The sequence below is a fragment of the Rossellomorea aquimaris genome (assembly GCF_003315075.1).
Classification (GTDB): Bacteria; Bacillota; Bacilli; order Bacillales; family Bacillaceae_B; genus Rossellomorea; species Rossellomorea aquimaris_C.
This window is the reverse complement of record NZ_QNRJ01000001.1, coordinates 289251-309017: the sequence shown is the minus strand read 5'-3', so window position 1 is coordinate 309017 and position 19767 is coordinate 289251. Positions and strand designations below refer to the sequence as shown.

Genomic DNA, 19767 nt, shown 5'->3' with positions numbered 1-19767 from the left:
GTTATCCCTCCAAAAAATTAATTTTCTGTTGATAGTTGATGCACTTTTTGAGCTAAACTGACCTTTCTGTCACTCGCATATGCAAGCCCAAGTACTGCCAGTGTAACAAGTAGCACTACCCAAAAGCTTGTCGTGACTTGTCCAATGAAAATGGCTTTATAAAATACGCCTCCAAATGATCCTCCCAGGACAGGCCCGACAACAGGAACCCAGGAATATCCCCAGTTGGATGGCCCTTTACCTGGAATCGGCAGCAGGAAGTGAGCAATGCGCGGTCCTAAATCACGGGCAGGATTGATGGCATAACCTGTTGTTCCACCGAGAGAAATTCCGATAGCAATGATCAAGAAACCAACGATAAATGGATTCAGGCCATCTGTAAATGTATTCGCTCCTATTGATAATAATCCTACTACTAACACAAAAGTTCCAATGATTTCACTTAATAAATTTGAAAAATAGTGTGGGATGGCAGGTCCTGTAGCAAATACCCCCAATTTCACCCCGGGATCCTTCGTAGCATGCCAGTGGGGTAAAAAGTGTAGATAGGTGATGGTTGCCCCAATCATCGCTCCAATCATTTGAGCTAAGATGTACTGAGGAACCTCACCCCACGGGAAGTCTCCATTAAAAGCCAGTCCCAAAGTAACAGCAGGGTTTAAATGAGCCCCACTAAACTGTCCAACGGCGTATACACTCATGGCAACACCAAGACCCCAACCAAATGTGATGACCATCCAACCAGCGTTATAAGCAAATGATTTCTTAAGATTCACATTTGCACAAACCCCTGCACCAAAAATGATGAGTAAGGCTGTTCCAACCACTTCTCCTAAAAATGCAGTCATGCTTTTTCCCTCATTTCATATATTTTTTATAAAATAAAAAGACTCACGGAATGCCTCCTGGAAATAGGCAGTTCACGTGAGTCTCTTCATCTCTTTCACAACGTATTAACTTGTGGACTATGTTACTCCACTATGAAAACGTTGTCAATACATTTTTCAGGATTTAATTCTGGTCAAAATGCTTCCATAGCACACGATCTGACGTAGTGATGGCCGTAGCGCCAGCCTCAAGAGCGGATTCCACCTCTTCAACAGTATCGATAAGCCCACCCGCAAAAATAGGCTTCCCCGTTTTTTCTCTTATTTCCGCAATGATTTTAGGGATGACCCCAGGAAGGACTTCAATGAAGTCAGGGTCTGTTTTATGTATAAGCTCAATGCTGCGATTCATAGCACTTGAATCGATCACAAACATCCTTTGAGTGGAAAAAATACCTTTTTGCCTTGCTTTCTTAATCACATTCCCTTTGGTTGAAATGATGCCATAAGGCTTTATTTCCTGACAGATATATTCTGTCGCATACTCATCACTGGATAGTCCATGGATTAAGTCCAAATGCAGAAACATTTTCCGATTTTCCTTCCGTGCATATTCAAACACACTTTTAAGCATTCCAACATGGAGATCGAGAAACACACCGTACTGAAAAGAGGTTTCGAGCATTTTATCAAAGTCCTTCATGGACCGGATGGCAGGCAATATCTTTTGACCTTCAAAACTCACCTTCTTTTCCCCACCTTTACTATTTTTTAATAGACCTTTTTCACAAGGAGAAATTATATCATAAATTACTGTAAGTTTTCATGAGATTCCAATGATTCTACCATAATATTACATATTGTGGCAGCTGACAAAATTCATCAGGAGTGAAGGTCGATTGAGTTTTGATTGATGATTTTATCAACCTTAAGATTTCAGTTAAAGGAGAGTTAATATGAGTTCAGCAGGCCCCATCACTTGCCACAAGTGACGTCCGGATTATGAATCATTTTTACATCAACCCTATAAAATCAGGGAAATCTGACCAAGACTGAAACTATTAAATCAGATAGCCCAGTTGCCATTGCGGAAAATAGGGACCCTTTTTCCATCACGGCACACTCCATCTATATTCATATGTTCTGAACCAATCATAAAATCTTCATGAACCACACTTTCATTGAGTCCTTTTTCTTCCCGTTCTTCATCGGATAAGATGTCTCCATCCATTATACAAGTGGGATAAGAGGAACCGATCGCTAAATGGTTGGATGCATTTTCATCGAATAAGGTGTTAAAGAATAGAACACCGGAATCAGAGATCGGTGACTGATGCGGGACAAGTGCCACCTCTCCAAGATAGGCCGCTCCATCGTCTGTCAGGATCAATTTCTTCAGGATTTCCTCCCCTTCCCTGGCTGTGATTTTCTTGATTTCCCCATCTTCAAACGTAAGGGTGAAATCGTCGATCACGTTCCCATTGTAAGCAAGTGGTTTGGTACTTGAAACTGTGCCATTGACTCCGGTTTTTACAGGGACAGTATACACTTCTTCTGTCGGCATATTGGCAATAAAATGGGTTCCATCTGGTGTTTTACTTGCTCCTGTCAGCCATAAGTGATCTTCATGGAGTTCAACAGTAAGGTCCGTCCCTTCCGATTGGTAGTGCAAGGATTTGAGCTTTAGGTGATTGAGTTCGCTTGCTTTGTTGGTCAGGGTTTCGATATGTGTTTGCCAAGCGAGGACTGGATCTTCATGATTAATACGGACGGATGTGAAGATACGGTCCCAAAGGCTTGGGATTCTTTCTTTCTCTGGTAAGTCAGGAAACACCTTGTCTGCCCATTTTTGTGAAGGGATGGCCACGATAGACCAGCTGATCTGATCCTTTTCAATCGCTTCGTAGAAACGGTCCAAGGCATCTCCACTTGCTTTTTCAAAATTAAGGATACGGTCTGGGTCGATTCCTTTCAACAGGTCCGGATCATTAGCTTCTATTTGAAGAAAGGCTCCTTTGTTGTCCACAACCCATTCATGGGCAGCAGACAGCCAGCTTGGGTATTCGTAGAAAGTGTCATCCGGGGCCAGTTCATATTGTGTTCTCATGATTTCCTCGTCGTACCATTGAACATGCACATTTCTTGCACCGGCAAGATATGCTTCTTTTACAACCATGCGTACGAATTTTTCAGTTCCGAGTGGTGCAGAAATCCACAGGGGCTGATCAGGCTGAACATTTACTCCCACTTTAATCGCGAGCTCTGCGTATTGAATTATTTTTTGGTCGAAATCTTTATGTATTGTCATTTTGTTAACTCCTATTCTTGTAGTCTATTAATGTAGGCAATCATCTTTTCTTGAGTTTCTTCCAGTGATTCACTGTGTTGTTCAACCTCAGCCTCTCCATAAAACAGTTCGCCGAATCGATCTGCCTCTTCATTTCGCGGAATAACGTGCATATGATAATGCGTTAACTCGTTGTAGATGCCTCCATTCTGGCAGATGGTAATCCCGTTGGGTTCATATAGAGCCTGAACGGCTTGTGCAACGAGTTGTGAAGCCTTCATTATGGAGAGACTTTCTTCTTCACTGAATTCCGTTACTTCCACTTTGTGTCGTTTAGGGAGGATCAGGGTATGTCCGGGGTGATGCGGTACATGGTCCAAAAAGCAGGCCACATGATCATTTTCATATATGATAAATACTTTCTCTTTTTCATTTGCAAGGCGGCAGCCGAGACAATCTTCCATACATATACCTCCAATTTAAAGGGATTCCATCAATAATGTCGAATTCTGTTTGAATAGCTAAATTAAAAGCTCTTCTAATCATATCATGGAACAGAAAGAAGGTCAGAAAATAATGGAAATTCAATCACTTAATGAAAAACATGCCGAAGCTTATTGGCAGCTTCGGTTGGAAATGTTGCAACAGAGTCCTTCAAGCTTCGGAAGCAGCTATGAAGAAGCCATTGCCCGTACCAATCCAATTGAAGTGACAGCCGAGAGACTTGTGCAAAATGGCAGCTACACGTTTGGTTGCTTTGATGACGGGAAACTAGTCGGAGCGGTGACCCTCGTACGTGAAGGAGCATTAAAAATAAAGCATAAATCCTCTATCTTTGCCATGTATGTTTCCCCTGCCCATCGAGGGAAAGGGTTCGCAAGAGGGCTGTTACAAGCTGCCATCACTCAAGCAAAAGCTGAAGATGGCATTGAACAAGTTATGATTACTGTTGTGACAACCAATGAAACAGCGAAGGGCCTCTATCACTCTTGTGGATTCAAGCCATACGGGACAGAAAAGCGGGCATTAAAATATAACGATGAATATTTCGATGAAGAACTGATGGTTTTGTTCTTATAAAACCCTTTTCACATTGAAAAACGGTGAGTCCCAAGATGTGGATTCACCGTTTTTTTATAGTACATGATAATCAAAGCTAATAAGTAAAAACGCAATGACAAAGACTGAAACCATCAATGCCCGAAACGGGTTTTTGAAGTGAAGGCGCAGCATGGGAAACATAATAAAATAAAAAAGGAGGGTCCACCAAAGATTCCAGCCTTCAAAATATTCAATGGAATCCATTCTCCACGCTGCCCATTCAATTAAGATGGCAACACCTATGTACTTAAAATAATAGAAGATTTTCATTCTGATTTCCTCTGGGTAGTGGCTCAAAAAGAGAACCACAAGGCAAGGATAAGCGACCATCGTGTAAAGTGAATCCGTCACAAACATATTGATGAAAAAGCCATCTAGTTCCCAAACCGCCTTCATGCTGTAGCTGATATACTGATAAAACATATTGAAAAAACTAAAATAATAGATCGTGGGAAGAAATTCTCTCCATCTATTCCAGGAACCCCATTTCAAGGAACTGAGAATAATCACTACAATGACTACAATATGAAACATGGGATCCCCCCATAGCCCGACTCATAATATAGACATTAGTGTTACCAAATATTTGGTAATTCATTCCCCGTTCAATTGGAGTGCACCATTCTTCATGAAAATAGATCTGCCACTTTGTTACTAAACTCCCGTAAATAATAAAGGTATTGGTCTCCCCCATAGTTGTATCGCTTGTTATACATTTTTGACACCACCACATTATAAGCAGGAATGACAAGAATCGTTGGACCGGTGACACCTAATATTTGATAAGATCCTGAAGGTACCCTCTCCCCCAATTCACTTTTATCCCTTGGAACGTCTTGAACGTACCAAAACAGCCCGTTCTCAGGAATCGTGGAGTCAGAATACGAAACACTTTGAATGGAAGTGGCAGTCTCAATTACTTTAGAGGGAACGATTTGTCTTCCATTCATCATGCCTTTCTGTACATGTAGCTGCCCCCAGAGAGCAAATTCCCTGGGAGATGCAAATAAATTCTTCTCCGTTCCATCTGACGCTGACCCCAGTCCAGGTAGTGCAGGTTTATCAATGTGGTCGATGATAGGTACAAGATTATCACCTGGTTCCGTTCTCCATCCCGTTTCACTAAACCCCAGGGGAGTAAAAACCCTCTCGTTTAAAAGCTGCGGGAACCCTTTTCCATACAGTCGGTGAATTAATTTTGTCATAATGTCCACACCCACGTTACGGTATGCCCAGCTGCTACCGGGCTTGAATTCCCGGAATATATATCCACTTTCGTCGGAATCAAGTCCGTGGGAATGAGTTACAAGATGACGGATTGTTGTACCTTTGAACAAATCCTTATCAAACTCAGGGAAATACTGAGTGATGGGATCTTCCAGGCTCGAGATATATTTATCATGTAAAGCGTAGGCAACCGTAAGGCCTAAATAGCTTTTACGGGCAGAGGCAACATTAAATTGAGACTTTTTTATGATTTGAGCTGCATTTTTTTCATGGGAGTACCTGCCGCTATAATGCTCCAAAACAACCTGGTCATCTTTTATAATATAAAGGGATGCAGCAGAACTCCCATTTTTATATTTAATGTTTTCAACCCAAGAGATCAATTCCTTTAGTGGTTCTTGAACGGTCTGTTTCAAGACTTCTTCCACTCGTCTGCGAGCATCCCATATACAATATGATCCACAAAATGATCGTAAATCCATTCTCTTTGCCTCAGCTTCCCTTCTTCCTTGAAACCAAGACGCTCGGGTATCGCTCGACTGCGATGGTTGAACTCTGCAGCGGTTATTTCGACTTTATTCATTTTATAGTATTCAAATGCGTATTTAGTGAGTCCCTTTGCCACTGTCGTCATAATCCCTTTTCCTTGGTAGCCTTCACCTAACCAGTAGCCTATGTACGCCACTTTGTTTGACCAATCAAGTACGTTGAATCCTGCTACCCCTACTATTTCATTTTGATAAATGATGCCAGTAGCTAAGCTCTTATTATTCGCGAAGCCTAAACGTGTACTTTTAATAAACTCCTTTGAATCCTCAACCGTTTTTGAGTAATCCACCCATGGGAGCCACTCACGTAAATACGATCTTGACTGATCAGTCAGTTCGTGGATTCGTTCAGCATCCTGTATATCGAGAAGTCTTAATTCTAATTCGTCGTTTAGTTTATAAGTAAACATGTTGATTGCTCCTTTATCCTTTTTTAATGTTAACTTTATCTTGATAGGGTTCGAGAATTCGCATGATGATTGGCTTTTCTTCCTTTTCGTAGTGGCGATTCCATCCATACATTTTTCTAAGCATCGTTAAGGTTTGCTTATAGTTCCCTTTTTTGAATCCATATTTCTCTTCTATGTAGCGTTTGAGAATCCGGTAGTTCCGCTTCCATTTTGGAGTATCAAGAAAGATGATAATCTCTGCCTCTTCAAGACATTTGTACATCCATTCTTGATAATGTACGCCTTCGATGATCCATGATTCCCGATTTAGTATTGAGTTAAGTATGTCTCTTCGTTGGGCTTCCGTATTTCTACTTTCACCATCGGGGTGTCTTCTCCACATCACGTTATCGAGTTCATAACATGGAATCCCTCTTTCGTTTGAAAGCTGGCGTGCGAATGTGGATTTCCCGCTTGCAACTGAGCCTATGATGTGAATTCGTTTAGGTGTATTCATGAGAAATGATGGCTTTTGACTAATAGATAATTCAAGATCACCTGTTTAAAGTGGTCGGCTTCCTCGTAATGAGGTGTATGACCACTATGTTTAAAATGAACGATCTCCCCATTTGCTGCATCTCTCTTAAATATTTCTACATGTTTTTCACATGTAACGGGACCATATTCTCCTGTCAGAAGAAGCATCGGTGTTTCAATTCGTTTGATTCTATCTAACAAATTGGTAAAAATGACGCCCTCTTCACGGAGAAGATGATAGTGATGATCTGAACGATCATATAGGGTGTCCCATTCTTCGTCCGTGTAAGTAGCATAATAGTCAGTTGGATTATTAAAATTATGTGTATAGATTTGCATGCGGTGTTCTCCAAGTTCATCACTCAGTTTCATATAGATTTCTGTAAAATCTCTTGGAGAAAGGTCTTCCTCTGCAAATTTTAATGCCTTCTCTTGCAACTCATACTTATTGTATTTTCCGAATAATTTAGCGGTTTTTCTTAGTAGTCCCTTAGATGTCAGGGTGAAATCGAAGGTGGGACATTCGAAAATGACTTTCTCGATGGATTCAGGATACTGGGAGACGTATGCAAGAGCCAGAAACCCTCCAAAGGAATGCCCTATTACAGACCATTTATCGATTCTTAATTCTTTTCTGAGTGCTTCACAATCCTCTACAAGATCTTGAAAACCAAACTCCTCATTTTCTTTAATGGCTTCTGAACGGCATACACCTCTTTGGTCGATTGCAACAAGATAGAAATGTTTCCCTAATCGTTCACTTTGATGAAATGAGAAATCGTAGCAACTTTCACCGGGGCCGCCGTGCAAGTAGAGTAAGGCGGGATTCTCCTTAGAACCATGTGTTTCGACATGGATCCCTTTTTTTCGAATGGTCATTACATTTGCTTTCATTAATAAAAACTCCTTAGCGAATTCTGTTCTTCATTAGACTTCTAGAAGATGGAGGGATTTTCCTTTATTATGTTGGAATATGTTGGTCCATGTCGGAATTGGTTTGATATAATACAGAAGATTGGGGGCGCAGAAATGGAAAAAATAAAACAAAGTAAACTTATATATATCATGTTCTCCTTCACTTCTTTGATTAATTTTCTAGTGTTTTGGTTAGATCCGCAATCTTACATGTATTTGGTCATCAGTCTTATCTTTTTTCTGAATGCCTGTGTTTTCTTTATCAATAGCAGGGAGCCGGATGGCACCTACTGGAGACGTTGGGAAACCATTCGGGAAAAGGGGAAGTGGTTCTTTTCAGTTGTATATGGGTCGTTGATTACTGGATTGGTATTTTCAGCGATTCTGTATGTAGTGATCAGAGACTACCTTCCCCTTTTGCTCCTATGCTGTGTAGCAGGTGGATGGCTATGGGGATATTTCATGTGGATGATGAATGAAAAGCGATATAAACTTTTGAAGAAGTAGGCAAAAAACGTCCTGAAGTGGGACGTTTTTTTATTGATTATTTAAATGTTTGAATGACTTTTCCTTTTCCACCTGAAACTTCTACCTCTCCATGTGCTCCATTGATAAAAGTAATTTGAGGAGGCTGATGCCCACAGTCAATATCATATACAATTGGAATCTGCAGCTCGTCTGATAGCTCCTGATAGACATCTTCAATCGTATAATCACCAACAGGCGTGTTGCTATCACTTCTTCCAAACAGAATTCCAGAAGAATGGTCGAACCAGCCAGCTAATTTCATCTGCACAAGTGAACGGCGCAGATCAGCGGTGTTTAATTCACAGTTTTCAAAATACCAGAGGATGGGTTCATTCTTTATGTGCTTCTCTCTAAAATCTGCTATATTACCATAAGGCGTTCCGATCAAGTGCCTAATGACATCTATGCAGCCTCCGAGTAGACGGCCATTGATCTTTACATCTTGTTTCCCTGCAGCTTTCCAAACAGTTGGCTCTGTTAAGTGAAAAATTGTTGGAGAAGGGTTGTCGTGATTCCATTCTTTTTGGTAGTGCTGAGATGAATGCTGAGTGACAGACGATCCTTCTTTCGTTGAGAGAACGGATTCCCATTGTGCCGTCGTTGAATCAGAGTACTCCCCCCTTAAATCAACAAGATTGGTTCCATGCGCAGTGGCGATTCCGGTTTTTAAGGTTAGTGCCAGTAATAGCACACTGATGTCGGAATAACCCAGCAGCCATTTCGTTTTGATATTTTCATAATCAATGAGGTCAAGAATTTCTATGAGTAATTGGCCGCCCCATGGTGGGATGATAAGGGAGATTTTTTCGTCCTGCAGCATTTGGTTCAATTCGGTGGCCCTCTTTTGAGCAGGTGAAGATTTAGCTTTATGCTGAGTCCATACAGTCTCTCCGCATTTTACCGAGTATCCTTTACTCTCCATTTTTACAATAGATTGCTTGACCATACCATGTAGTTCTTCAGGAACTCCCGATGAAGGAGCGGTCAAGCCTATGGTTGCGTCATTTTTCAATAGTGGGTATGTAATCATAATCTTTCCCTCCAAACGGTTTAAATGATTCTACCAGATTAGAAGGTTCGGAGCAAGAATTATTTTCCAATTTTAATAGAGGGACGGACCTCATCCTATCACATCCCCCAATAAAAATAAGGATTCACCAAAAAGTAAGGTCCGTCCCTCATTTTGACAATAATATGAACGATTTGAAAAGGTTTTGGGGTTTGGGGGCGCTTATGGGGTTTGTGTGTTAAAATAATTTGGTTGTGTAAAACTAGGTTTTGGAGGTATTGGTTTGAAGATGAATGTAATGAAGCAAAGCCTGTCGGTTTTGATGATATCCCTTATGGTTATGACGCCTTTTCAGCAAACGGCGCATGGTAAGACGAATTTAGATATAAATGCAGATGCTGCGATCTTAGTGGAAGCAGATACAGGTAAGATTGTGTATAAAGAACATGAAGATCAGCTCCTCGGGATTGCCAGCATGACGAAAATGATGACAGAATACCTTGTGTTAGAAGCCATTGAAGAAGGAAAGATTAATTGGGATCAAACGTATAAAGTAAGTGACAAAGTCTATCAATTAGCGAATGCACCAGGACTGAGCAATGTTCCCCTGCGAGCGGACGAAGAGTATACGGTAAGAGAACTGTATGATGCCATGGTGATCAAATCAGGAAATGGTGCAGCGATTGCTCTTTCAGAAGTGGTGGCAGGTACTGAAGGTGAATTTGTAAAGCAGATGAATGCCAAAGCAAAAGAACTCGGATTTGAAAATTTTCAATTTGTAAATTCTTCGGGGCTTAGTAACTACGATATGCTTGGCATGTTTCCAAAAGGAACCGATGTGAATGATGAAAACATGGTATCAGCTGAAGATATGGCTACTTTAGCATATTACCTCATTCATGATTTTCCGGAAGTATTAGAGACTTCGGGTCTCTCTTCCAAAGTTTTCAGACCGGGTACAGAGGAAGAACTCCTCATGAAGAATACAAACGGCCTATTAAAAGATAAATCTTATTTTTATAAAGGTGCAGATGGATTAAAGACAGGTACGACACCCTTTGCAGGTTCGACTTTTACCGGGACTGCAGAGCGGGATGGAGTCCGATATATTTCAGTCATTTTAGATGCCAAAGATGAATATGGTCAGCCCAGCAGTGTAGAGCGTTTTATTCAAACGACAGAACTTCTTGATTATGGATTTGATGAGTTTGAGACGGTTAAGTACAGCTTGAATGATATTGAAAAGAAAAAGGAACACACGTTAGACGTTCCAGACGGTAAGGAACAATCGGTTGCCATCAAAATAGACAAGCCTTTATCTATTCGAGTAACAAAAGAAGAGAAGGATAAAGTGAAAGCTTCAGTTAAATTGGATGAAGATAAGCTTAACGACGATGGTACTCTTCAAGCTCCAATTGAAAAGGGTGAAAAAATTGGAGAAATGATGATCGAAACCCCGGAAAAGAACGAATATATTTTTGATAAAAAACAACCTTCCTATAAAGTGGATATTTATGCAGCTGAGTCAGTAGAAAAGGCCAGCTGGCTAGTACGAAGTGCACGAAGCATTCGAGGTTTTTTTGGGAATTTGTTTTAATTGGGCTGGATCCAATAAAGATTTGATGTTGATTTTCTATCCAGTTCGTGTCAAGCTTACTAAGTTAAAGGATTTAGAAAGAAGGTGGCATAATGATTGAAGTGAAAATATCGTCCCTTAGTGACGGTGATCTTAATCGCGGCGTTTTTGCAAAAAGAGATATAGCCAAAGGAGAGCTGGTTCATGAAGCACCAGTCATCCCCTATCCCAATGAGGAACATGAACATATTGAGAAAACGTTCCTGGCGGATTATGTATTTGAATACGGAATCAACCATACAGCACTTCTATTAGGTTATGGAATGTTGTTTAATCATTCGTATACACCTAATACAACTTACGAAATAAATTTTGATAACCATACCTTCGACTTTTTTGCCTATAAAGACATTCAAGCTGGCGAAGAATTGCTGATTAACTATAATGGCGAAGTGGATAATGATGAACCACTTTGGTTTAATAAAGATAAGAACGAAGAAGAATAATACGAAAGGGACTTCCAACTGGAGGTCCCTTTTGTTTTACTGACGAATGATTTACAGGAATTCAAGTTCTGGTTTCATTAGCTTTGGCTCCCTACCTGATATTAAATACAAATAAGAGGGACGGACCTCTGATCTGCATTCATCATCTAAAAAGATTGATATTTAGCCTTTTCTCCAGAAAAATTAAATTTCAGAGGTCCGTCCCTCTTTCAGCTTCTCCAGGATTCTTCTTTTACGGTAGAGCATACGGCCGGTTTCTCCTATGTCTGAGATCATGGATTTGTTGATGAAGGAGCCGAACAGGATGCCTGCGATGGGAATCATTTGGAATAGTTTTTTCCAGCCGAAGTTGTCACGGAAGCTGACCATCACTTCCCTCCATCCTTGTATCTGGGAAAGGGTTTGTTCTCTTTTCTCCATATCCTTTTTGTTGAAGTCCGAAAGCTCCTGAAGTATTGCTTGCTTCCCGACAATATCTGAAGAAACGAACTGTAGACATTTTATAATGAAAATACGCTCCTGCTGATCATTTGGGTCGTACCCATAACTTATGGCGATTTCCTGAAAAGTCTTAAGTGATATGCCCAGGATGAAAGGTATATCCATACTTAGAGTCAGGAACCCACCGATTCCCGTGGTCGCCCCCTGGGTCATCGCAACCTTCTTTCTCATACCCACGATCCCTTCACTTACTTCATCCATATCTGAAATGGCCAGCTTGGCGATGTCCTCGACAGTTAAATGAGGATTGTCTGTTCTCTTAGTAAATCGCTTAACGACTTCTTTCTCACTGGTAAGGTAGCTTCCACCTTTTTGTATATAGCTCCCTATTTCATCCAGTGCTTGTCCAATCTTGTTATGCACCATTTGAGGAGTGATCCGGTCTAGAATCATAAATGGAATACGGCCGAGCTTCTCCCAAAACCATAACCCTTTTTGATCATCTGCCCATTTATTTACAACTTCAAGTTCCCGTAAAAGAGCTTCCCTTGTTTCTGATTCGTGCATATAAAAGCACCCTCCTTCCATCATTTATAAACCAAAAAAATAACAGGCAATGAAGCGCCTGTTATTTCATATTTATTGAACAATATCTTCGGTTTTTTCTTCTAGTATTTCAACTTTAATCGTGCGTACCCGACGATTATCCACTTCTTCTACGCTCACTTTTAAGTTTTCATAGTCGAAGCTGTCACCTTCTGATGGAAGATCTTCAAAGCTTTCAACGACCCAGCCGCCAATTGTATGGTAAGAACTTTCAGGCTCTGGTACATCGAGTAACTCTGTAAATTCATCCAATTGATATTGCGAATCGAATCGATATTCTTTATCGCTGATTTTTCTCATGGAATGTGTTTTTTCATCTTGTTCATCCCATATTTCCCCGACAATTTCTTCCAGGATATCTTCAAGGGTGATGATTCCGGTTGTTCCTCCAAACTCATCCACTACAATGGCCATATGCACATTGTTCTTTTGAAGCTTAGTAAGAAGTGAAGAGATTTTGGCAGACTCAAATATAAACATTGGTTCCCGAATCAATTCCCGGATGTTTACCTCACCGAATTTGATCAAATGAGTGAAAAACTCTTTCTCTGAAAGAATTCCGATCACATTATCAATATAATCCTCGTAAACCGGAATTCGTGAAAATCTCTCTTCAAAGAACATTTCCTTGATTTCTTCAATCGGTTGATTCACCTCAACTGCCTTGACATCGATCCGGGGTGTCAGGACCTCGGTTGCAAGGATGTCATCAAAGTCCATCGAGCGGTGAATCAATTCTCTTTCTTCTCTATCAATGACTCCTTCTTCTTCACTAATATCCAGCATCACTTTTAATTCTTCCTCTGTGACAGACGGCATCTCGTGATTTTTCGAGAAGAACTTCGATACCAACTCTTTTAATTTGATAAAAAAGAAGTTGATCGGTGTAAGAACTTTAATTAAGAAAAAGAGAACGCCTGATATGGTTAAGGAATAGGTTTCAGCATTTTCTTTTGCCAATGATTTTGGCAGGATTTCACCGAAAATCAGAATTAATAATGTCATGACAAAAGTACTGATGACAAGCCCTGTGTTTCCTCCGAAAATATCTGTCGCAAGCTTTGCTGAAATACTGGCTGCGGCGATGTTCACGATATTGTTTCCAACTAATATCGTGGACAAAGCTTTATCAAAGTTTTCAGCAATATAATGAGCTTTAATGCTCCCTCTTCTTCCTTCACTTACAAAATTCTTAAGTCTAATCTTATTCACACTAGAGTAAGCCGTTTCCGCCGATGAAAAAAAGGCAGATAAAAGAATTAATGCTCCTAATAATACTAATGAATTCAGTGGTATATCGTCCAAAAAAAAGTCACTCTCCTGTAGTTGTTTATCTATTATGCTGGATTAACCAGAAAAAACCATTAATGTTTGAAATAAGGCCAAAGCCTGTGGGGATACCTGCTTTAACATTCGTTTGCGCTCATCATCCCCGAGCGTTTCCATCGCATGTAAAACCTCATGTAATTCGTTATGCAAGTGATTCATTTCATTTCGAATATGGTCTACTTGTTTTTCCAGAATCGAGGGATCTACTTCCAAGGATTTCATTACCGTTAATCGATCTTTAATTTCATGTAACGTCATGTTCATCTGCTGACATTGTTCGATCATCTTTAAGTCAGCTAACGCTTCTTCGTGATAGTACCGGTAATTATTGTGTGATCGATCGCAATCCAGTAATCCTATTTTTGTATAATAATCAATCGTCCTTTTGGACACTTGACTTTGCTTAGATAGTTCTCCTATTCGATACAACTTCAACTTCCCAAGGACATCACCTCTAGAGTAGTATACTTTATTTAAGGTAAACCGTACAGTTAAACGTTATGGTTTTATGTAAAAGGTAAAAGAGAACCTACCCCTTATTATGCTTGTCTGGATTGCCGCTTCATTCGTAAAGTTGGAGAAGAGTGAAAAAGAGAGGCGAGAATGATTAAAAAAATCCCTATTAAGATAAATAGCCAAAAAAGAATGTTCCCCCCTGTTGTGGGGGAGGACGCGATAAATGCACTCATCAAAAGATGCATCACTCCAAACAGAGTTAGAAATAATGGAAATCCCCGATGTTTAAGAATTCTGTATCCCAGTAGAACTAAAAGGTAACTGACGCTCATCACCATAACGCTTGGAAACAGTGGTGAATACTTCGCAGCGTACACAAAAAAATCAAGATCCACTATCTGCTCCCGGGTTAAGACGCTGCCGTGAATCATCTCACTGAACGGAGTGGAATACTTCCATTCCCAGGGATCATCCAACAACGCACTCCCTTCATACCAGGAAAACAATGCCGTGAACCCAAAAACCAACAAACCAACACCTATCTGAGCCCAATACTTAATTGACATGAATATTCTCCTTTCTTTCTAGAGGGACGGACCTTGAATTATTTCTATTCAACTGAGAAAACCAGTATGCAATGTGTTCTAACATTGAATCTCAGTAAAATAGAGGTCCGTCCCTCTTCTATGAACTTTGAAATTCATCTAATTAATTACCCATAGTATGAAGTATGAAAATTTCTTTCATTCTCGATTAGCTGAGGGGTTTTTCTCATAGAAAATGCCAGGAGGCTCCCCCTGACAATTTTACTTACTGACCGCCAGTAAACCAACTGCCGGCTTTTACACGTTCTTCTTCCTGGATCTGTCTTTCGTTTTGATTTCCTGCTTCAAAGGAGTTCTTGGAAAACTTTCTTCTTAGAAGCCCATTTAGTACTCCGAATAACACTGCAATACCGATGATCCACCATAACATACGTTTCCCTCCCATTAAATGAGGATGTCTATATATATATGTACGTTTAAAAAAAGGATAAGTTTCTTCTTTACTCAAATATCCGGCAAAAGACTAGGCGGTTCACTGCAGGCAACTTAGCTTATTAATCAATAGTGCAAGTAATCATAAATCATCAACGCAATCCTTCAGTCCAAAGGATTGGGTTGATATTATTCCTCTTCTGTTCCTTGTTCTTGCGTCTCTTCAAGTTGTTCGGCATTCCGCACTTCTTCTTCAGTGGATGAGTCAAAGTATCCGTCTTTTTCGTATTGCTTCTTCAACTCGAAGTATTTGTCCATTGCACGTTTGGCGATGGTTTTGTTTACGTAAGGATCTTTGTTCTGGTGTGAATATGGTAATACTACTGAAAAGGCTACTTCCGGGTTGTTGTATGGTGCATAGCCGATAAGAGTGGTGTTAAATGTTTCATATTGTCTTTTTTCTTCCGGGCTATAATAGAAAGCTTCTGCCGTTCCTGATTTTGCTGCAGCGTCATAAGGTGCGCTTCTAAAGTTATTAGCAGTACCATTACTTCCGTGAGCGACTTGATAAAATCCTCTCTGGACCTGCTGTATCTCCCTTTCTGTTGCATCAATACGATTTAAAACTTGGGATTGGTTTTCATATAGGAGAGGTCCAACTTTATCTCTCTCTTGGCTGGGTTCACGAATTTCTTTCATGATATGTGGCTCCATGCGATAGCCTCCATTGGCAATGGTAGAAGCATACTGGACAAGTTGCATCGGTGTGTATAAATCATATTGCCCAATGGCAAAATCCATTAACATACCTGGTTTCCGTTCGTTCCCTTTAAGCCCTTCTACTTCACCTGGTAGATCTATTCCTGTTTTTACTCCTAAGCCAAACTGACTATAGTAATTTCGCATAGTATCAAATGCGTCAGGGTTAATGTTCAAAGGTTGATTAGGACGATAAGTTCCATCTGCAATTTTTATTGCTGTTTTAAACATATAGACATTAGACGAAATTTCAAGAGCTTGTATATCGCTAAGATACCTCGACCCATTAAACCAAGATTTTTTTACTGGTGTATCCTTTATCCGAATCGGTTCATCATAGAGCACATCCCCAACATTCAACGCTCCAGTCATATACCCCGTCAACACAGTAGCACCCTTTACCGCAGATCCCACTCCATACTCAGAAGTGAATGTCCCTAAAGCATAATCCTGCATCTCCGTCTTTCCATCTGCATCCTTCCCATACTTCTTTCCGACCATCGAAAGGATTTCACCTGTGTGTGGATCCATCATGACAACAAATGCCCGATCCAGGAATGGGGATTCCCAATATTGGGATGCTTGTTTGCTCAGCTCTTCTTCGACGATTTTTTCGATTTCTTTTTGAAGCTGAAGGTCAATGGTCAATACGACATCCTTGCCACTGTGACCTTCGCTGATAAGTTGTGAATCAAGAACACTTCCATTTTTTGTGATGTATTCGATTTCTTCTTTTTGTCCTTTTAGGACGTTTTCATACTGTGATTCGAAATAACTCGTACCAACACGGTCGTTCAATGCATAGCCTTGAGCTTTATATTCATTGACAAGCTCACTTGGCAGGCCCTGCTGTGAACTTGAGACTCTTCCGAGAATCGTTCTCAACGTGCTGTCATTCACATATTTTCTTTCCCAGTCCGTGGTAACGTTCACACCAGTCAATTCTGACAGGCGTTCACTGACTCTTGCCATTTCCTCCATGGAAACATTTTTGTTTTTGATGATTTGAGGACTTAGGGCGTAACCTGTGTTAAATTCGCGGAATATCGCCAGAACTTCCTCTTCTTGTTTATTAAAGGAGTTGATGTCCTTTTTGGTTATCCTTTCGAGCTGCATCTCATAAACCTTTTTGTTTACATCATCTTTTGTAAGATCTTCATCATCTTCGAGTTTCTTCAATTCATCCTCTGACACCAATTTCTCTGCTTTTTCAGGATGACTCAATAACCAGAAATCCTTTCGATCCCGATCTGTTATTTTGTCTCGTTCCATTTCGATCAACTCTGCCAGATTTCTTGCTACCTTCAGCATATCCTCGGGCTTCGTCGTTTGTGTTCTGGTATAGGTGATTGCGTTTAAAGGTACGTTGTCCACGATTACATTCCGATACCGATCATAGACTTTTCCCCTAGGTGGTGTTCCATTATGAGATTTGACATTTTCCGTTCTTGCCACTTCCGCTTCATAATGGTTCCCCTGCACGATTTGTACAATCCCAAGACGAAGAATCAGAAGGGAGAATAGAAAAAAGACCGAAATAAAAAGTAAATTCATTCTCAATGGGACATGGGTTTTTTTCTTTTTCTTCTTTTCCTTCAATTGAATGACCCCTTCACAAACTAGTATTTTACCAAAATATGATAATGTTCTAGTCCTATTTTATAGAAATTCAGACTATATTTCTACCTCTTTATGGTATAAATTCCAATTATCACACTCTTTTGGGACATGATTCATTAATTGGAGAAAAGTATGTAGGGACGAACAGTGGAAAATACGATAATACTTATAAAAGTTCGCGAAATATGTCGAAGAAGGGTTATAGACAAGAAGGCTTCTTTTCTTTTAGAATATAGTCGTAGAAAAGGCGTAGAAAAATGAAACCAAAGCTCTCCTTATTGCGTAGAATTGGTAACTAGATGAATGAGAGGTTGAATGGCTGTTATGTTCAATAAACTGATGTGCAGGTTCGGTATTGGTGCAACAAAGATTGATTTGGTATTGAATCAGAAAGAATTTCATCCGGGAGACGTGATCAGAGGGGAATATGAACTAACCGGCGGACGAGTGGAACAGAAACTAAAAAGGATCGAGACCGACCTTTTACAGTACGATCAAAATAGTGACCGCTCATCTGTTCTTCATCAAAATACCATATTAAGCTCATCTACGATGAAAGCAAACGAACAACGCACCATTCACTTTTCGTGCAGACTTTCAGATTCATTTCCACCAAGTAGTGAAGATGTTTCTTATAAGTTCGTCACCCGACTTGTCTTTGACGATGGTGTAAACAGTGTCGACCATGACGAGTTTCGGATATTGGTATAACGATAGTATAGACTTTAGCCCTTCATATTTTAGAAGGGCTATTATGTTGAATACTTATACTTAATCCTTCCCTAACACAAATCCATCAAATAGTCTCCCGCCGTGTGGTTTTAGTACCGAGTCTACTAATCTAACAATTGCTTGTTTCTCCCCATTACTGTAAAACTGTTCGAAAGCCTCTACATATTCTTCAGCAAAGTCTTCATCATATTCCTTTAGTGATCGAACAACCCATTTCGATGCACCAATCCAGTGGCCATTTGTCCTGAGTACAAATTCGTGCAACGTTTCCCCTAATGCTCCCGCTATGAAAATACCTTCCCCTCTATTTGTTGATCCAATAAAATCATCCAATGCATCTGTAATGAAATATCTCTTCATATCGATCATCTGATTCGTCCACTTAGGAGGTCCGTCCCTCAAAAGTTTATTTGCTTCTTCTTTAAGGGTGAGAATGATGGGGTGATGGACGATAGGAATTCCTTCTGAGACCATTCTTGGCAAGGATGGGCGGGCTCGTTGACAGTCCGATTGGAAATAGTTTCGGATGGTTTTTTCGTTATGGACGAAGGCTTCTATTGGCCACCCCTGCGCGATAAGTGATTCCCGAAATTCTGAGGAAATAGTATCGTCAATGATGACAATATCTAAATCGGATGTGCTTGTCTCCTCTCCCCTTACAACGCTGCCTCCAAGAAGTGCTGCTTGACAGGTTGGAAAGTTTTCTAGTACAAAATTCGAAGCTGCTTTAATCGCTGACAGTCTTTCCTCTGGTTTTCTTACATTCATTAACAATGACTCCTTCCGATAATGTGCTAATGAGTATAGTATACTTAATTTTTCTGAGAAATAGAGGGAATCCAATCCAAATCACCTTGTTTTCTCCACTCCTTCTTTGGGAATAATGAGTTCAAAAGGAGGAATAATTTGTGAAGAAAATAAATGTATTATCAGTAATCTTTGTAAGTACTCTTTTGTTTGCAGGTTGTGGAGCGTCTGACGACAATCAAGGGGCAGATAAGGTGAAAGATGTAAATGAACCCGAATCCGAGACAACATCTGGGGATGGTACTTCAGAACAAACTGCAGCCGAAGACCTGAAGTCAGGTGTGAATGATACTCTTAAATCTGTTGAGGACTTAAATAAGACCCTTACGGATGCTTCAAGTGATGCAAAGAAGGTAAATGAACAAGGAATGATAGTTGAAGAAAAATGGGATGAGATCGAGAAGATGGTCGAGGAACAGTATCCTGAGGATTATAAGAATATAGAAGAAAGCCTGTATCCTTTAATTGCCGAAGCGAAAAAAGACGAACCTGATACGGAAACCTTAAAAGGACTGGTACAGGAAACAAAGGACAAGATGATGAAATTTCAAGAGAAGCTACAAACGTCTTAAATAAATCTAGGAGTCGAA

At 40.2% G+C, this 19767-nt stretch carries 23 protein-coding genes; 6 read left to right on the top strand and 17 right to left on the bottom strand.

Features of this window, described 5'->3' with window-relative positions; all coding sequences use genetic code 11:
* Positions 1-17 precede the first annotated feature (17 nt).
* The 4 genes from DET59_RS01555 to DET59_RS01540 form a co-directional block, all read right to left on the bottom strand.
* Positions 18-848, bottom strand: a complete 831-nt coding sequence (locus tag DET59_RS01555) for an MIP/aquaporin family protein (protein WP_113967835.1) — start codon at positions 846-848, stop codon at positions 18-20.
* A 163-nt stretch (positions 849-1011) separates the two neighbouring features.
* The gene (locus DET59_RS01550) at positions 1012-1572 is read right to left on the bottom strand and encodes a glycerol-3-phosphate responsive antiterminator (protein ID WP_113967834.1); all 561 of its coding nucleotides are present in this window, start codon (positions 1570-1572) and stop codon (positions 1012-1014) included.
* Between the two features lie 321 nt (positions 1573-1893).
* Positions 1894-3135: an aminopeptidase gene (locus DET59_RS01545; RefSeq protein WP_113967833.1), complete on the bottom strand. Its 1242-nt coding sequence runs from the start codon at positions 3133-3135 to the stop codon at positions 1894-1896.
* 11 nt (positions 3136-3146) lie between these two features.
* The gene (locus DET59_RS01540; RefSeq protein ID WP_113967832.1) at positions 3147-3578 is read right to left on the bottom strand and encodes an HIT family protein; all 432 of its coding nucleotides are present in this window, start codon (positions 3576-3578) and stop codon (positions 3147-3149) included.
* 112 nt (positions 3579-3690) lie between these two features.
* On the opposite strand from DET59_RS01540, the gene DET59_RS01535 reads away from it, so the two are divergent.
* A complete protein-coding gene (locus DET59_RS01535) occupies positions 3691-4194 on the top strand; it encodes a GNAT family N-acetyltransferase (RefSeq protein WP_113967831.1) in 504 nt (167 codons plus the stop codon).
* 54 nt (positions 4195-4248) lie between these two features.
* Here the strand turns inward: DET59_RS01535 and DET59_RS01530 are convergent, their stop codons facing one another.
* The 5 genes from DET59_RS01530 to DET59_RS01510 all read right to left on the bottom strand — a co-directional run bounded on the left by DET59_RS01530 (position 4249) and on the right by DET59_RS01510 (position 7810).
* On the bottom strand, positions 4249-4749 hold the full coding sequence (locus DET59_RS01530) for a CBO0543 family protein (RefSeq protein WP_113967830.1): 501 nt from the start codon (positions 4747-4749) through the stop codon (positions 4249-4251).
* Between the two features lie 92 nt (positions 4750-4841).
* Positions 4842-5870 carry a serine hydrolase domain-containing protein gene (locus DET59_RS01525; RefSeq protein ID WP_258549531.1) on the bottom strand — a complete coding sequence of 343 codons (1029 nt, stop codon included), beginning with the start codon at positions 5868-5870 and terminating at the stop codon, positions 4842-4844.
* Positions 5855-6400, bottom strand: coding sequence for a GNAT family N-acetyltransferase (locus DET59_RS01520; RefSeq protein WP_113967828.1), 546 nt, complete (start codon positions 6398-6400; stop codon positions 5855-5857). Before DET59_RS01520 ends, DET59_RS01525 begins: the two co-directional genes overlap by 16 nt.
* 13 nt (positions 6401-6413) lie before the next feature.
* Positions 6414-6896 (bottom strand): P-loop NTPase family protein, encoded by a 483-nt coding sequence (locus tag DET59_RS01515; RefSeq protein WP_113967827.1) that lies wholly within the window; start codon positions 6894-6896, stop codon positions 6414-6416.
* On the bottom strand, positions 6893-7810 hold the full coding sequence (locus DET59_RS01510; RefSeq protein WP_113967826.1) for an alpha/beta fold hydrolase: 918 nt from the start codon (positions 7808-7810) through the stop codon (positions 6893-6895). Before DET59_RS01510 ends, DET59_RS01515 begins: the two co-directional genes overlap by 4 nt.
* A 135-nt stretch (positions 7811-7945) precedes the next feature.
* Here DET59_RS01510 and DET59_RS01505 point away from each other — a divergent pair, with 135 nt between their 5' ends.
* Positions 7946-8338, top strand: a complete 393-nt coding sequence (locus DET59_RS01505; RefSeq protein ID WP_142675555.1) for a hypothetical protein — start codon at positions 7946-7948, stop codon at positions 8336-8338.
* A gap of 37 nt (positions 8339-8375) precedes the next feature.
* Here DET59_RS01505 and DET59_RS01500 read toward each other — a convergent pair whose 3' ends face one another.
* A complete protein-coding gene (locus DET59_RS01500; RefSeq protein WP_113967824.1) occupies positions 8376-9389 on the bottom strand; it encodes a S66 family peptidase in 1014 nt (337 codons plus the stop codon).
* 268 nt (positions 9390-9657) lie between these two features.
* Here DET59_RS01500 and DET59_RS01495 point away from each other — a divergent pair, with 268 nt between their 5' ends.
* Together DET59_RS01495 and DET59_RS01490 are read left to right on the top strand one after the other, a co-directional pair.
* Positions 9658-10965 (top strand): D-alanyl-D-alanine carboxypeptidase family protein, encoded by a 1308-nt coding sequence (locus DET59_RS01495; protein ID WP_113968030.1) that lies wholly within the window; start codon positions 9658-9660, stop codon positions 10963-10965.
* Positions 10966-11057: 92 nt separating this feature from the next.
* Entirely contained in the window at positions 11058-11450 is a 393-nt protein-coding gene (locus DET59_RS01490) for an SET domain-containing protein (protein ID WP_113967823.1), read from the top strand.
* A 183-nt stretch (positions 11451-11633) separates the two neighbouring features.
* Here DET59_RS01490 and DET59_RS01485 read toward each other — a convergent pair whose 3' ends face one another.
* The 6 genes from DET59_RS01485 to DET59_RS01465 all read right to left on the bottom strand — a co-directional run bounded on the left by DET59_RS01485 (position 11634) and on the right by DET59_RS01465 (position 17572).
* Complete coding sequence (locus DET59_RS01485; RefSeq protein ID WP_113967822.1) at positions 11634-12458, bottom strand: EcsC family protein; 825 nt, start codon at positions 12456-12458, stop codon at positions 11634-11636.
* Between the two features lie 72 nt (positions 12459-12530).
* Complete coding sequence (locus DET59_RS01480; RefSeq protein WP_113967821.1) at positions 12531-13802, bottom strand: hemolysin family protein; 1272 nt, start codon at positions 13800-13802, stop codon at positions 12531-12533.
* 42 nt (positions 13803-13844) lie between these two features.
* On the bottom strand, positions 13845-14255 hold the full coding sequence (locus tag DET59_RS01475; protein ID WP_181778023.1) for a MerR family transcriptional regulator: 411 nt from the start codon (positions 14253-14255) through the stop codon (positions 13845-13847).
* 110 nt (positions 14256-14365) lie between these two features.
* Positions 14366-14848 carry a YjdJ family protein gene (locus tag DET59_RS01470; protein WP_113967819.1) on the bottom strand — a complete coding sequence of 161 codons (483 nt, stop codon included), beginning with the start codon at positions 14846-14848 and terminating at the stop codon, positions 14366-14368.
* A gap of 244 nt (positions 14849-15092) precedes the next feature.
* Entirely contained in the window at positions 15093-15257 is a 165-nt protein-coding gene (locus tag DET59_RS21485; RefSeq protein WP_181778022.1) for a hypothetical protein, read from the bottom strand.
* A 191-nt stretch (positions 15258-15448) separates the two neighbouring features.
* Positions 15449-17572, bottom strand: a complete 2124-nt coding sequence (locus DET59_RS01465) for a peptidoglycan D,D-transpeptidase FtsI family protein (RefSeq protein WP_113968029.1) — start codon at positions 17570-17572, stop codon at positions 15449-15451.
* Positions 17573-17953: 381 nt separating this feature from the next.
* Between DET59_RS01465 and DET59_RS01460 the strand changes: the two genes are divergently transcribed.
* Positions 17954-18349, top strand: coding sequence for a sporulation protein (locus DET59_RS01460; RefSeq protein ID WP_113967818.1), 396 nt, complete (start codon positions 17954-17956; stop codon positions 18347-18349).
* A gap of 60 nt (positions 18350-18409) precedes the next feature.
* Here the strand turns inward: DET59_RS01460 and DET59_RS01455 are convergent, their stop codons facing one another.
* Positions 18410-19138: a nucleotidyltransferase domain-containing protein gene (locus DET59_RS01455; RefSeq protein WP_113967817.1), complete on the bottom strand. Its 729-nt coding sequence runs from the start codon at positions 19136-19138 to the stop codon at positions 18410-18412.
* Between the two features lie 140 nt (positions 19139-19278).
* Here DET59_RS01455 and DET59_RS01450 point away from each other — a divergent pair, with 140 nt between their 5' ends.
* Positions 19279-19749 (top strand): hypothetical protein, encoded by a 471-nt coding sequence (locus tag DET59_RS01450; RefSeq protein WP_113967816.1) that lies wholly within the window; start codon positions 19279-19281, stop codon positions 19747-19749.
* Positions 19750-19767 lie beyond the last annotated feature (18 nt).

Excerpts from the sequence above, each read along its gene's own strand:
- DET59_RS01555 (WP_113967835.1), bottom strand. The coding sequence starts at position 848 with ATGACTGCATTTTTAGGAGAAGTGGTTGGAACAGCCTTACTCATCATT.
- DET59_RS01545 (WP_113967833.1), bottom strand. The coding sequence starts at position 3,135 with ATGACAATACATAAAGATTTCGACCAAAAAATAATTCAATACGCAGAG.
- DET59_RS01540 (WP_113967832.1), bottom strand. The coding sequence starts at position 3,578 with ATGGAAGATTGTCTCGGCTGCCGCCTTGCAAATGAAAAAGAGAAAGTA.
- DET59_RS01535 (WP_113967831.1), top strand. The coding sequence starts at position 3,691 with ATGGAAATTCAATCACTTAATGAAAAACATGCCGAAGCTTATTGGCAG.
- DET59_RS01530 (WP_113967830.1), bottom strand. The coding sequence starts at position 4,749 with ATGTTTCATATTGTAGTCATTGTAGTGATTATTCTCAGTTCCTTGAAA.
- DET59_RS01520 (WP_113967828.1), bottom strand. The coding sequence starts at position 6,400 with ATGTTTACTTATAAACTAAACGACGAATTAGAATTAAGACTTCTCGAT.
- DET59_RS01515 (WP_113967827.1), bottom strand. The coding sequence starts at position 6,896 with ATGAATACACCTAAACGAATTCACATCATAGGCTCAGTTGCAAGCGGG.
- DET59_RS01510 (WP_113967826.1), bottom strand. The coding sequence starts at position 7,810 with ATGAAAGCAAATGTAATGACCATTCGAAAAAAAGGGATCCATGTCGAA.
- DET59_RS01505 (WP_142675555.1), top strand. The coding sequence starts at position 7,946 with ATGGAAAAAATAAAACAAAGTAAACTTATATATATCATGTTCTCCTTC.
- DET59_RS01500 (WP_113967824.1), bottom strand. The coding sequence starts at position 9,389 with ATGATTACATACCCACTATTGAAAAATGACGCAACCATAGGCTTGACC.
- DET59_RS01495 (WP_113968030.1), top strand. The coding sequence starts at position 9,658 with ATGAATGTAATGAAGCAAAGCCTGTCGGTTTTGATGATATCCCTTATG.
- DET59_RS01490 (WP_113967823.1), top strand. The coding sequence starts at position 11,058 with ATGATTGAAGTGAAAATATCGTCCCTTAGTGACGGTGATCTTAATCGC.
- DET59_RS01485 (WP_113967822.1), bottom strand. The coding sequence starts at position 12,458 with ATGCACGAATCAGAAACAAGGGAAGCTCTTTTACGGGAACTTGAAGTT.
- DET59_RS01470 (WP_113967819.1), bottom strand. The coding sequence starts at position 14,848 with ATGTCAATTAAGTATTGGGCTCAGATAGGTGTTGGTTTGTTGGTTTTT.
- DET59_RS21485 (WP_181778022.1), bottom strand. The coding sequence starts at position 15,257 with ATGTTATGGTGGATCATCGGTATTGCAGTGTTATTCGGAGTACTAAAT.
- DET59_RS01465 (WP_113968029.1), bottom strand. The coding sequence starts at position 17,572 with ATGAATTTACTTTTTATTTCGGTCTTTTTTCTATTCTCCCTTCTGATT.
- DET59_RS01460 (WP_113967818.1), top strand. The coding sequence starts at position 17,954 with ATGGCTGTTATGTTCAATAAACTGATGTGCAGGTTCGGTATTGGTGCA.
- DET59_RS01455 (WP_113967817.1), bottom strand. The coding sequence starts at position 19,138 with ATGAATGTAAGAAAACCAGAGGAAAGACTGTCAGCGATTAAAGCAGCT.